9 protein-coding genes and 2 riboswitches are annotated in these 12,324 nt (G+C 61.0%); of the genes, 4 read left to right on the top strand and 5 right to left on the bottom strand.

What is annotated here, in order from left to right:
- Nucleotides 1-53: 53 nt before the first annotated feature.
- On the bottom strand, nucleotides 54-3,764 hold the full coding sequence (gene metH, locus ACIPL2_RS25215) for a methionine synthase (RefSeq protein ID WP_401360886.1): 3,711 nt from the start codon (nucleotides 3,762-3,764) through the stop codon (nucleotides 54-56).
- A gap of 155 nt (nucleotides 3,765-3,919) precedes the next feature.
- Between metH and ACIPL2_RS25210 the strand changes: the two genes are divergently transcribed.
- The 3 genes from ACIPL2_RS25210 to nfuA all read left to right on the top strand — a co-directional run bounded on the left by ACIPL2_RS25210 (nucleotide 3,920) and on the right by nfuA (nucleotide 8,076).
- The gene (locus ACIPL2_RS25210) at nucleotides 3,920-6,214 is read left to right on the top strand and encodes a fatty acid cis/trans isomerase (protein ID WP_401360884.1); all 2,295 of its coding nucleotides are present in this window, start codon (nucleotides 3,920-3,922) and stop codon (nucleotides 6,212-6,214) included.
- Between the two features lie 185 nt (nucleotides 6,215-6,399).
- On the top strand, nucleotides 6,400-7,434 hold the full coding sequence (locus ACIPL2_RS25205; protein WP_401360882.1) for an acyltransferase family protein: 1,035 nt from the start codon (nucleotides 6,400-6,402) through the stop codon (nucleotides 7,432-7,434).
- Nucleotides 7,435-7,491: 57 nt separating this feature from the next.
- Complete coding sequence (nfuA, locus tag ACIPL2_RS25200; RefSeq protein ID WP_007898222.1) at nucleotides 7,492-8,076, top strand: Fe-S biogenesis protein NfuA; 585 nt, start codon at nucleotides 7,492-7,494, stop codon at nucleotides 8,074-8,076.
- Between the two features lie 175 nt (nucleotides 8,077-8,251).
- On the opposite strand, the gene cobM is transcribed toward nfuA, so the two are convergent.
- From cobM to ACIPL2_RS25180, 4 genes are all read right to left on the bottom strand, one after another.
- Nucleotides 8,252-8,998, bottom strand: a complete 747-nt coding sequence (gene cobM, locus ACIPL2_RS25195) for a precorrin-4 C(11)-methyltransferase (RefSeq protein WP_401360880.1) — start codon at nucleotides 8,996-8,998, stop codon at nucleotides 8,252-8,254.
- A gap of 82 nt (nucleotides 8,999-9,080) precedes the next feature.
- The gene (locus ACIPL2_RS25190; RefSeq protein ID WP_401360878.1) at nucleotides 9,081-9,494 is read right to left on the bottom strand and encodes a cobalamin biosynthesis protein; all 414 of its coding nucleotides are present in this window, start codon (nucleotides 9,492-9,494) and stop codon (nucleotides 9,081-9,083) included.
- Entirely contained in the window at nucleotides 9,491-10,198 is a 708-nt protein-coding gene (locus ACIPL2_RS25185) for a CbtA family protein (RefSeq protein WP_401360876.1), read from the bottom strand. The genes ACIPL2_RS25190 and ACIPL2_RS25185 overlap by 4 nt, the downstream gene beginning before the upstream one ends.
- A gap of 11 nt (nucleotides 10,199-10,209) precedes the next feature.
- The gene (locus ACIPL2_RS25180; protein ID WP_401360874.1) at nucleotides 10,210-10,413 is read right to left on the bottom strand and encodes a CbtB domain-containing protein; all 204 of its coding nucleotides are present in this window, start codon (nucleotides 10,411-10,413) and stop codon (nucleotides 10,210-10,212) included.
- Nucleotides 10,414-10,533: 120 nt separating this feature from the next.
- Nucleotides 10,534-10,762: riboswitch (cobalamin riboswitch) on the bottom strand.
- A gap of 176 nt (nucleotides 10,763-10,938) precedes the next feature.
- A riboswitch (cobalamin riboswitch) is annotated at nucleotides 10,939-11,153 on the top strand.
- A gap of 97 nt (nucleotides 11,154-11,250) precedes the next feature.
- Here ACIPL2_RS25180 and cobW point away from each other — a divergent pair.
- The gene (gene cobW / locus ACIPL2_RS25175; RefSeq protein WP_401360872.1) at nucleotides 11,251-12,324 is read left to right on the top strand and encodes a cobalamin biosynthesis protein CobW; all 1,074 of its coding nucleotides are present in this window, start codon (nucleotides 11,251-11,253) and stop codon (nucleotides 12,322-12,324) included.

Below are 12,324 nucleotides of genomic sequence, written 5' to 3'. Positions count from 1 at the left end.
CTCAAGTACGCCTTCGCGGGCAAGCCTCGCTCCTACAGGGTGTTCGGCGCGCCTTAGTTGTCGTACCCGAGGTTCGGTGCCAACCAGCGTTCGGTCACGCTCAATTCCTGGCCTTTACGCGAGGTGTAGCTCTGCACCTGGTCCTTGTCGATCTTGCCCACGGCGAAGTATTGCGCCTGCGGGTGCGCGAAGTACCAGCCGCTGACCGCTGCCGCCGGGAACATCGCGTAATGCTCGGTGAGGAACACGCCGCTGCGGCCCGCTTTCATTTCGCTGGCTTCTGGATCGAGCAAGGCAAACAACGTCGATTTCTCGGTGTGATCCGGGCACGCCGGGTAGCCCGGGGCAGGGCGGATGCCGGTGTATTGCTCTTTGATCAGCGCCTCGTTGTCCAGGGTTTCATCCTTGGCGTAACCCCAATGCTCTTTACGCACCTGCTGGTGCAGCCACTCGGCGCAGGCCTCGGCCAGGCGGTCGGCCAGGGCCTTGACCATGATCGAGTTGTAATCGTCGCCGGCATCCTGATAAGCCTTCGCCACTTCCTCCGCGCCGATGCCGGCGGTGGTGATGAAACCACCGACGTAGTCGGTCACTTCGCTGTCCTTCGGTGCCACAAAGTCGGCCAGGGAGAAGTTCGGTTTGCCGTCGGTCTTGATGATCTGCTGGCGCAGGTGATGCAGCTTGGCCAATGGCTTGCCGTCATCGCCGTAGACTTCGATATCGTCGTCACGCACCTGGTTGGCCGGCCAGAAACCGAACACCGCACGGGCGCTGATGAGTTTCTCGTCGATCAATTTGGCGAGCATTTCCTGGGCGTCGGCAAACAGCGCGGTGGCGGCTTCACCGACCACTTCGTCGGTGAGGATGCGCGGGTACTTGCCGGCCAGGTCCCAGGAGATAAAGAACGGCGTCCAGTCGATGTACTCGGCCAGCACCTTCAGGTCGATATTGTCCAGCACTTTGGCGCCGGTAAACGTCGGCTTGACCGGCTCGTAGGTGCTCCAGTCGAACTGCGGCTTCTTGGCGATCGCCGCCGGGTAGCTCAGGCGCTCGGTGCGGGCGCTGCGGTTGGCCGTGCGCTCGCGGACGTCGATGTATTCCAGGCGGGTCTTCTCGACGAACGCCGGTTTCAATTCCTTTGACAGCAACTGCGTCGCCACGCCCACGGCGCGGGAAGCGTCGGTGACGTAGATCACCGCGTCGTTGCTGTACTTCGGTTCGATCTTCACCGCCGTGTGCGCCTTGGAGGTGGTCGCGCCACCGATCATCAGCGGCAAGTGGAAGTCCTGACGCTGCATCTCGCGGGCCACGTGGACCATTTCATCCAGCGAAGGCGTGATCAGACCGGAGAGGCCGATGATGTCGCACTTCTGCTCTTTGGCCACTTGCAGGATTTTCTCTGCCGGCACCATCACGCCGAGGTCGACGATGTCGTAGCCGTTACAACCCAGCACCACGCCCACGATGTTCTTGCCGATGTCGTGCACGTCGCCCTTGACCGTGGCCATCAGGATCTTGCCCTTGGCTTCCGGCTTGTCGCCCTTTTCCAGCTCGATGAACGGGATCAAGTGCGCCACGGCCTGCTTCATCACACGGGCGGATTTGACCACCTGCGGCAGGAACATTTTGCCGGCACCGAACAGGTCGCCAACGATGTTCATGCCCGACATCAGCGGGCCTTCGATCACTTCGATCGGCCGGGCAAACGACTGACGCGACTCTTCGGTGTCTTCCACAATGTGCGTGGTAATGCCTTTGACCAGCGCATGCTCCAGACGCTTGTTGACGTCCCAGTTACGCCACTCTTCCGTCTCGGCTTCCTTGACGCTGCCATCGCCCTTGTACTTGTCGGCAATGGCGAGGAGGGCGTCGGTGCCGTTCGGGGTGCGGTTGAGCACCACATCTTCCACGGCGTCGCGCAGTTCGGCCGGGATCTGGTCGTAGATCTCCAGTTGGCCGGCGTTGACGATGCCCATGGTCAGGCCGTTGCGGATCGCATACAGCAGGAACACCGAGTGGATCGCTTCACGCACCGGGTTGTTGCCACGGAACGAGAACGACACGTTGGACACGCCGCCCGACGTCAGGGCATACGGCAGTTCGTCACGGATGTAGGCACAGGCATTGATGAAGTCCACAGCGTAGTTGTTGTGTTCTTCGATGCCGGTGGCCACGGCGAAGATGTTCGGGTCGAAAATGATGTCTTCCGGTGGGAAGCCGACGTCGTTGACCAGAATGTCGTAGGAGCGTTTGCAGATTTCTTTCTTGCGCGCTTCGGTGTCGGCCTGGCCGGCTTCGTCGAAGGCCATCACCACCACGGCGGCGCCATAGCGCTTGCACAGTTTGGCGTGATGAATGAACTGCTCGACGCCTTCTTTCATGCTGATCGAGTTGACGATGCCCTTGCCCTGGATGCACTTGAGGCCGGCTTCGATCACTTCCCATTTCGAGGAATCGATCATGATCGGGACGCGGGAGATGTCCGGTTCACCGGCAATCAGATTGAGGAAGGTCACCATGGCCTTCTTCGAATCGAGCATCCCTTCGTCCATGTTGATGTCGATCACCTGGGCGCCGGCTTCGACCTGCTGCAGGGCGACTTCCAAAGCTTCGGTGTAGTTGTCTTCACGGATCAGCCGAGCGAACTTGGCGGAGCCAGTGATGTTGGTGCGCTCGCCGACGTTGACGAACAGCGAACTGCGATCGATGGTGAACGGTTCCAGGCCCGAGAGGCGGCAGGCCTTCGGAATTTCCGGAATCTGGCGCGGCGCATAACCGGCCACCGCTTTGGCGATGGCTTCGATGTGGCCCGGCGTGGTGCCGCAGCAACCGCCGACAATATTGAGGAAGCCGCTTTGGGCGAATTCTTCGATGACCTTGGCGGTTTCCGCCGGCAGTTCGTCGTACTCGCCGAATTCGTTTGGCAGGCCAGCGTTCGGGTGCGCGGAAACGTGGGTGCCGGCCTTGTTCGACAGCTCCTCCAGGTACGGGCGCAATTCGCTGGCGCCGAGGGCGCAGTTCAGGCCGACCGAGATCGGCTTGGCGTGGGCCACGGAGTTCCAGAACGCTTCCGTGGTCTGGCCCGACAGGGTACGGCCGGAGGCGTCGGTGATGGTGCCGGAGATCATGATTGGCAGTTCGACGCCGAGTTCTTCGTAAACCCCTTGCACGGCGAAGATCGCGGCTTTGGCGTTGAGGGTGTCGAAAATGGTTTCGATCAGGATCAGGTCGGCGCCGCCTTCGATCAGGCCTTTGGTGGCCTCGGTGTAGTTCTCCACCAGTTCATCGAAGGTCACGTTGCGGTAGCCGGGGTTGTTCACGTCCGGCGACAGCGAGCAGGTGCGGCTGGTCGGGCCGAGCACGCCGGCGACGAAGCGCGGCTTGTCCGGGTTCTCGAGGGTTTTCGCGTCGGCGATCTTGCGCGCCAGGCGAGCGCCTTCTACGTTCAGTTCGTAGGCCAGTTCTTCCATGCCGTAATCGGCCATGGAAATCCGCGTGGCGTTGAAGGTGTTGGTTTCCAGAATATCGGCGCCGGCGTCCAGGTAGGCTTTCTCGATGCCGCCAATCACGTCCGGGCGCGTCAGCACCAACAGGTCATTGTTGCCTTTGACGTCGCTCGGCCAGTCAGCGAAGCGTTTGCCACGGTAATCCTGCTCTTCGAGCTTGTAGCTCTGGATCATCGTGCCCATGCCGCCATCGAGAATCAGGATGCGCTCTTTGAGGGCGTGCTTGAGAGCTTGAAGGCGAACGCTGCGATCGGACATTTGGACTACTCGGTAAGGCCATGACGAAGGGGCGGGATAATAGCAAACCTGCGCGCTTTTAGAGCATGTCCGGTTTTTGCATGAATATCGCTCATGTTGGTACGGGTGTCCGAGCGTTAGAATCGCGGCGTTTTTTCATGATTGGGACCAGGGACATGCCTTATCGCGTCATCAGCATGGTGTTGCTGTTTTTAAGCTGGGGCGCCGCCGCGCAGGAACCGGCCATCTCCGCTGGCATTTCCTATACCCGCGACATCCAACCGATCTTCACCGAAAAGTGCGTGGCCTGCCATGCCTGCTACGACGCCGCCTGTCAGCTCAATCTGGGCAGTGGCGAAGGGGTCGCGCGCGGTGCGACCAAGATTCCGGTCTATGACGGCGAACGCAGCCAGGCCGCTGCACCGACCCGGCTGTTTTACGACGCGTTCGGTAAACGCGCCTGGCAGCAAAAAAGCTTCTATTCGGTACTCGACGCCCAGGGCAGCCAGGCCGCGCTGATGGCGCGGATGCTGGAGCTGGGACACACCACGCCGTTGCAGCCCAACGCGAAGTTGCCGGAAGACATTGTCCTGGGCCTGAACCGGGAAAACAGTTGCGCCATGCCTGCAGAATTCGAAGGTTATGCCCGGGCGCATCCGAAAGAAGGCATGCCGTTGGCGGTCACCGGCCTGACCGATCAGCAATACCAGACGCTGCAACGCTGGCTGGCCTCCGGCGCGCCCATCGATGAGCAAGGCTTGGTGCCTTCGGCGAAGGAAGCGCTGCAGGTGGTGCAATGGGAAAACCTGCTGAACGCGCCCGGGGCGCGGCAAAGCCTGGTCGGGCGCTGGTTGTTCGAGCATTGGTTTCTCGCTCACCTTTACTTCAAGGACGGCGAGCCGGGGCATTTCTTCCAGTGGGTGCGTTCGCGCACGCCGACCGGCCAGCCGATCGACCTGATCAACACCCGCCGCCCGAACGACGACCCCGGCACTCAGGTGTATTACCGCCTGTGGCCGGTGCAAGGGGTGATTGTGCAGAAAACCCACATCACCTATCCGCTGAGCGCGGCGAAGATGGCGCGGATCAAAACCCTCTTTTATAACGGCAACTGGCAGGTCAACGCCTTGCCGGGTTACGGGCCGGAGCGCCGGGCCAATCCGTTCACCACCTTCGAGGCGATCCCGGCCCAGGCGCGCTACCAGTTCATGCTCGATAACGCCGAATACTTCGTGCGCACCTTCATTCGCGGCCCGGTCTGTCGCGGTCAGATTGCCACTGATGTGATCCGCGATAACTTCTGGGCGCTGTTCCAGGCGCCGGAACACGACCTCTACATCATTGACCCGAACTACCGCGGTCAGGCCACGCCGTTGCTGGCGATGCCGGGGCAGAACGACGACGTCGGCAGTGTCCTGAGCCTGTGGCACGACTACCGCGACAAGCGTAACGAATACGAGGCGCTGCGCCGCGACAGTTACGCCGATGCGCCGGCGCCGAGCTGGTCGACCTTGTGGGCCGGCAACGATAACGCCTTGCTGACCATCTTCCGCCACTTCGACAGCGCTTCGGTGAACAAAGGCCTGATCGGTGACGTGCCGCAAACGATGTGGCTGTTCGACTTCCCGCTGCTGGAGCGCACCTACTATCAGCTGGCGGTCAACTTCGACGTGTTCGGCAACGTCTCCCATCAGGCGCAGACGCGGCTGTATTTCGACCTGATCCGTAACGGCGCCGAGCAGAACTTCCTGCGCTTGATGCCGGCGGATTCGCGGGACGCGTACCTCGACGATTGGTACCAGAACAGCGGCAAGATCAAGATGTGGCTGGATTACGAGGCCATCGATAACGACAAGGAGACGGCGCTCGTCCTGAACGAAAACGACCCCAAACGTGATTTCGCGATGCAGTTGCTGGCCCGCTACGGCGACCTAAATGCCAAGCCCGATCCGATCAATCGCTGTGACGGTGCTTATTGCTCGCGACCGAACATCGATCTGCAATTGCAGAGTGCCGAGCAGGCCTTGAGTCGCCTGACGTCGCGTCCGGCGGCGGGGCTTAAGGTCATCGATCAGTTGCCGGAAGCAACGATGTTGCGTATCGAGACCACCAGCGGCAAGCGTGAGGTTTACAGCCTGCTGCGCAACCGCGCGCACAGCAACGTGGCGTTCCTGCTCGGTGAGTCGCTGCGCTATCAACCGGGGCTCGACACGCTGACCATTTTCCCCGGCGTGCTCAGCAGCTATCCGAACTTCATGTTCAACATTCCGGCCGGGCAGGTGCCCGAGTTCGTCGACGCGATGGAGAACGCCAAGGACGCCCATCGCTTCGAGAAAATCGTCGAACGCTGGGGAATTCGCCGTAGCCATCCGCAATTCTGGTTCTACTTCCATGACCTGAGCCGCTACGTGCATGAGACCGACCCGGTGGAAGAGGGCGTGCTGGACATGAACCGCTACGAGAATCTTTGATCGACCTTTGACAGCTGGCCGGTGTCGGATCTGTAGGCACCGCAAATCCAATGTGGGAGCGGGCTTGCTCGCGAAGGCGGTGTGTCAGTCGACGTTAATATTGCCTGACACACCGCTTTCGCGAGCAAGCCCGCTCCCACAAGAGAAATGCGGCGGATTGCGGATCGGGAGCGGGAGGGCGGTCAATGTTGATTTCAGTGCAGGCACTGCGCGCCATCGCCGCCTGGGCAGTGGTTTGCCACCATTTCATGCAGATTTTCTTCGACTTCAAGGCCCATGGGCCGGTGGGGCAGATGTTCATCGACAAGGGGGCGGTGGGCGTCGACGTGTTTTTTGTCATCAGCGGCCTGGTGATTTTCCTCTCCACCGAGGGCAAGTCGCTGCCGCCGGGGCGCTTTCTGCTGTATCGACTCTTTCGCATCGTCCCGGCGTACTGGCTGTATACGGTGCTGATGGCGTTGCTGGTGGTGTTCGCCAAACCCTTGCTGCCGGATCAGACGGTCGACTGGTCGCATTTCCTGCTGTCGCTGCTGTTCATTCCTACCGAGAACCCCGGCGGCTACGGGATTTATCCGACGCTTAACGTCGGCTGGACGCTTAACTACGAAATGCTGTTCTACCTGCTGTTCGCCTGGGCGCTGCTGTTTCGCTTGCAGGTGCGGTTGCTGGTCGTGGCGGCGCTGCTGTTCGCGGTGTGCCAGGCGTGGACCGGTTATGGCTGGGTCAGCGAGTTCTATCGCTCGGGTATCGTTTATGAGTTTCTGCTGGGGATCGCCATCGGCATGATCTACCGCCGTGGCTGGATCAAGCCGGGCTTGTACCTGCCATTGCTGGGCATTGCCGGCGCGTTGACGGCGATTTATCACTTGGCGCCGCAACCACGATTCCTGACCTGGGGCGTGCCGAGCGCGGTGCTGGTCACGGCGTGCATGTCGCTGGAACGCTTTTTCGCGAACAATCGGCTGTTCAAGCTGCTCGGTGATTGTTCCTACTCGGTGTACCTGATGCACGTGCTGGTGCTGTCTGCCGGCGGTTTTGTCGCACAGCGCTACGGCATAAACCCCTACGTGATGTTCGTTGTTTGCGCGGCGACGATTGGCCTGGGTTCGTGGGCAAGCTACGAATGGGTGGAAAAATGCAGCTATCGGTGGCTTAAAGACTGGATCGACGGCGAACCGGCGGTCGAGCCGGTCCCGGCTCTTTCCCGACAAAAATACTAGGACTTTGTCCGGCGCGATGATTGGCGTAAACTGCGCCCAAGCCTGCGAGGAGTTTCCATGACCGCTATTACCATCACCGACGCCGCCCACGATTATCTGGCTGATCTGCTCTCCAAGCAGAACACCCCAGGCATCGGCATCCGCGTCTTTATCACCCAGCCTGGCACCCAGTACGCCGAAACCTGCATTGCTTATTGCAAGCCGGGCGAAGAAAAACCTGAAGACACGGCGCTGGGGCTGAAAAGCTTCACTGCTTACATCGACTCGTTCAGCGAAGCGTTCCTGGACGATGCGGTAGTCGACTACGCCACCGACCGCATGGGCGGCCAGCTGACCATCAAGGCGCCAAACGCCAAAGTCCCGATGGTCAACGCCGACAGCCCGGTGAACGAGCGCATCAACTACTACCTGCAAACCGAAATCAACCCGGGGCTCGCGAGCCACGGCGGTCAGGTCAGCCTGATCGATGTGGTCGAGGACGGCATCGCCGTGCTCAAGTTCGGCGGCGGTTGCCAGGGCTGCGGCCAGGCAGACGTGACCTTGCGTGAAGGCATCGAGCGCACCTTGCTCGAGCGCATTCCCGAGCTCAAGGGCGTTCGCGACGTGACCGACCACACGCAGAAAGAAAACGCCTACTACTGAGTAAGGTGTTCGCTGCAAACAAAAAAAACGGCGCCCCGTGAGCGCCGTTTTTTTATGGGTGAAATTCACTGACGCCTTCGCGAGCAAGCCCGCTCCCACATTTAATCTCCTGCGCACACAAATTTTGAGCCCGACAAAGATCAAATGTGGGAGCGGGCTTGCTCGCGAAGAGGCCCTATGGGCGATACAAATGCGCATGCCCGGCACGGTACAGCGACGACTCACTAAAATGATCGCTGCCCAACACCCGACCGACCAATATCAGCGCCGTACGCCGAAACCCCTTCGCCTCCACCTTCCCGGCAATATCCTCAAGCGTTCCCACCACCCAATCCTGATCCGGCCAGGTTGCCCGGTGAATCACCGCAATCGGACAATCCGCGCCGTAATGCGGCAGCAATTCAGCCAGGATCTTCTCCAGATGATTGACCCCCAAATGAATCGCCATGGTCGCCCCGTGCTGCGCCAGGCTACCCAGCTCTTCGCCCGCCGGCATCGCGGTCTTGTCGGCGTAGCGGGTCAGAATCACGCTCTGTGACACGTCCGGCAGTGTCAGTTCCGCACCGAGCAACGCCGCGCAGGCCGCCGTCGCGGTCACGCCGGGAATGATTTCAAACGGGATGTCGAATTCGCGCAGGTAACGAATCTGTTCGCCAATGGCGCCATACAGGCTTGGATCGCCGGAATGCACCCGAGCCACATCCTGGCCGTTGGCATGGGCAGTCTTGATCAGGTCGATAATCTGTTCCAGGTGCAATTCGGCGCTGTTGACTACCTGTTCGGCCTGATGGCCTGCCAACACGGCGGTGGGCACCAGGGAGCCGGCGTAGATAATGACCGGGCAGGTGCGAATCAGCCGTTGGCCTTTGACGGTGATCAGTTCCGGGTCGCCGGGACCTGCGCCAATGAAATAGACGGTCATCGTCGGTTCCTGTGAGAAAAGGGTCTGGGCAAGGCTTCAGATGAAGATTGCTCATGATCGAAGACGGGGATTATCGGGGATTTTAGACAGCGCAGGCCAACGCGAGGGTGGCCTGGGCATACTTTTGTCGCGAAATCAGCAGTTTTGCCGGCGCCTGGGACAGGTGTTCGGCGAGGGCGAGGGCGGCACTTTCTGCCACGCCGTAGCAGCCGGTGCGTTCGAACGCGATGTCCGACTGATGGCTGAGTTGCGCTTGATAACCGACCAGTTGCGCACTGCTGAAATAAATCAGCGGCAGCGACAGTTGTTCGGCCAGTTCGATCAGGCCAGGCTCATCGCGCTTCATGTCGATACTGGCCAGGGCCCTGATCTGATGAAGTCCGATTTGATGCGCCTGTAACGCCTGATCGAGCAATGCCCGCAGCGTGCTGACGGGGCAGCCGCGCTGGCAGCCCAGGCCGACTGCCAGGGTCGGCGCTGCGCGGGTATCCGTCATGCGTGGTATTGACCCGCGCTTTTGCGGCGGAACAACCAGGCACTGATCAGGCCCAGGGCCAGCCAGAATCCCATGTTGGTCAGCTGCGACGCGATTTTGAACTGGGTTTCCAGCGCTTGCGGAGCGAGCATCGAATGCACTTCCGGTTGCGGAGCGCCGATCAAGTGAGGAACGGCCAGGATCGCCGCGCCAAGGACTTTCATCAGCCAGTGGCGGCTAAACACGATCAAAGCGATACCGACGGCGGTGGAGGCCGCCGCGCCAATCCACCAGAACTGCCGTTGCGCCAGATCGGCCGCAGCGGTGCCCGGCAACTCAGGCGGCAGGCCGAGGGTCGGCGCCAGCACGAACGTCGCATAACCGGCCAGGCCCCAGAGCAAGCCCTGCGAGGTTTTGGTCGGTGCGCGCAAGGTGTAGAGACCGGCGAGCATCAGGGCGAAACCGACAGCGACCACCAGATTGCCGCCAGTGGTCGACAGCACGCGCTGCCAGCCGTCTTCTGGCTCCCAGGCTTCGGCGTCGTGGGTGTGAGCGGCCACGGCGCCCTCAGCGTGTTCGTGCATTTCAACGGCAGCAGGTTCGGATTTTTCGTAGGTTTCGGCCTGCAAAATCAACGGAGCCACCCAGAAGCTTTGCAGCAGGGTCAGCAGCAGGGCGGCCAGCAGTCCGGTGAAACCTGCGGTTTGCGCAATACGCTTGATCATGTCGGCAGGTCTCAATGGCACGGGAAAGCGGAGCTGTGACGGGTGTCGTGCGCGGCGTTGTGCACCGCTTCGATGTGCGAGAAACCGGCGAAATACACAAGACTGGCGCCAAGGATCGATGCGCAAACGGCAGCGGTCAGGCGTTGAGTCAGGGTCGTGGTGGTGCTGGCAGTGCTCTGATCGGTGTTGCTGCCGGTGCTGCTGATAATCGACATGGCGCTTCCCTCTGGTCTGTCAGTGGGGTGAATAGAGCGCATGGAAGATCCCTGCGAGTCGGGCGCGCAGAGGTTCAAACAGCGCCCGCCCACCGCGGGTTTGTTATTCAGTGAACGTATCGGTCACTGTGTGTTGCGGGCCGGTCTCCGGGCTCACGAGGGGCTAAGGCTTACGCCAACACCTGCAAGCATCACCTTCCCATGCCGAACTGCTGGCACAGTGGATCTGACGCTTCGCTCGCTTACCGTTGCGGGGGCAGCACCGGACTGACATGGCCTTGAGTAAAGCACATGATTCACCGGTTTCCCGTTTCACCCTGTGAAGGGCACCCGTAACAAGGTGAGTAGGAGAGCATGGCCGGGGGTTGGGCGTCAATTGGCAGGGGTTCTCAGTTGATACCGAGTCGCTCTCTTCGCGGGCAAGCCTCGCTCCTACAAAAGCACCGCGGCCCTGTAGGAGCGAGGCTTGCCCGCGAAGGCGTCCTGATGGCCGCTACAAGACATTGACCCGCCCCCACACGATGCGTAGCCTTGCGCTTTCGAGGTTCTTCGGCGTGTTGCCGAAGCTAAGAAGGGAACGCGGTCGATGCCGCGGCTGCCCCCGCAACTGTGAACGGTGATGTTCGCTGCCACGCCACTGCAAACGCCGTCCAACGGCTTCGCGGGAAGGCGCAGCCAACGCCAGTCCAACGATTGGCACACCGTCAGCCAGGAGACCTGCCTCGACACAGATTCTCACTACAACCGGGCGGGGTGATCCGGTGGCGAACTCTTCCGCGCGCGCACGTCGCAGCGATTGTCGTCCCGTATGCCCGCCACCTTGCCAAAGGGCATCCGATGAAAACACTGGCCAAACTCCCCGTCACCATCGTTACCGGCTTCCTCGGCTCGGGCAAAACCACCTTGCTGCGGCACATGCTCGACAACGCTCAGGGCCGCCGCATCGCGGTGATCGTCAACGAGTTCGGCGAGCTGGGCATCGACGGCGAAATCCTCAAGCAGTGCGCCATCGGCTGCACTGAAGAAGAAGCCAACGGCCGCGTCTACGAACTGGCCAACGGCTGCCTGTGCTGCACGGTTCAGGAAGAGTTCTTCCCGGTGATGCGCGAACTGGTGGCCCGTCGCGGCGACCTCGACCACATCCTGATTGAAACCTCGGGCCTGGCCCTGCCAAAACCGTTGGTTCAAGCCTTCCAGTGGCCGGAAATCCGCAGCGCCTGCACCGTCGATGCGGTGATCACCGTGGTCGACAGCCCGGCCGTGGCCGCCGGCACCTTCGCCGCGTTCCCGGATCAGGTCGATGCCCAGCGCAAGCTCGACCCGAACCTCGATCACGAATCGCCGCTGCACGAATTGTTCGCCGACCAACTGGCCAGCGCCGACCTGGTAATCCTCAACAAGGCCGACCTGATCAGCCCGGAAGACCTCGCCCGTGTGCGCCTGGAAGTCGCTGAAGAACTGCCGCCAGCGGTCAAAGTCATCGAAGCCAGCAGCGGTCGCGTTCCATTGGACGTACTGATTGGCTTGGGCGCCGGTTCCGAAGAGCACATCGACAGCCGTCACAGCCATCACGATCACCACCATGAAGGTGAAGACGGCCATCACGATGAGCATGACCACGACGCCTTCGATTCCATTTCCATTGAGCTGCCGCAAGCCGACGAAAGCCTGCTAATGGACGCACTGACGCAATTGGTAGTCCAGCACGGCATCCTGCGCGTCAAAGGTTTCGCCGCGATCCCGAACAAACCGATGCGTCTGCTGATCCAGGGTGTGGGCACGCGTTTCGACAAGCACTTCGACCGTCAGTGGGGCGCCGATGAAGCGCGCACCACGCGTCTGGTGTTGATCGGCCAGGAACTGGACGCCGCCCTGCTCGAAGCGCAACTGCGCGCTGCGCTCAGCGTTTAA

Source organism: Pseudomonas sp. NPDC086251 (genome assembly GCF_044746405.1).
GTDB lineage: Bacteria > Pseudomonadota > Gammaproteobacteria > Pseudomonadales > Pseudomonadaceae > Aquipseudomonas.
Note: the sequence above shows the minus strand (reverse complement) of the source record. Positions and strands in the feature narration are given on the sequence as shown.

Excerpts from the sequence above, each read along its gene's own strand:
- metH (WP_401360886.1), bottom strand. The coding sequence starts at position 3,764 with ATGTCCGATCGCAGCGTTCGCCTTCAAGCTCTCAAGCACGCCCTCAAA.
- ACIPL2_RS25210 (WP_401360884.1), top strand. The coding sequence starts at position 3,920 with ATGCCTTATCGCGTCATCAGCATGGTGTTGCTGTTTTTAAGCTGGGGC.
- ACIPL2_RS25205 (WP_401360882.1), top strand. The coding sequence starts at position 6,400 with ATGTTGATTTCAGTGCAGGCACTGCGCGCCATCGCCGCCTGGGCAGTG.
- nfuA (WP_007898222.1), top strand. The coding sequence starts at position 7,492 with ATGACCGCTATTACCATCACCGACGCCGCCCACGATTATCTGGCTGAT.
- cobM (WP_401360880.1), bottom strand. The coding sequence starts at position 8,998 with ATGACCGTCTATTTCATTGGCGCAGGTCCCGGCGACCCGGAACTGATC.
- ACIPL2_RS25190 (WP_401360878.1), bottom strand. The coding sequence starts at position 9,494 with ATGACGGATACCCGCGCAGCGCCGACCCTGGCAGTCGGCCTGGGCTGC.
- ACIPL2_RS25185 (WP_401360876.1), bottom strand. The coding sequence starts at position 10,198 with ATGATCAAGCGTATTGCGCAAACCGCAGGTTTCACCGGACTGCTGGCC.
- ACIPL2_RS25180 (WP_401360874.1), bottom strand. The coding sequence starts at position 10,413 with ATGTCGATTATCAGCAGCACCGGCAGCAACACCGATCAGAGCACTGCC.
- cobW (WP_401360872.1), top strand. The coding sequence starts at position 11,251 with ATGAAAACACTGGCCAAACTCCCCGTCACCATCGTTACCGGCTTCCTC.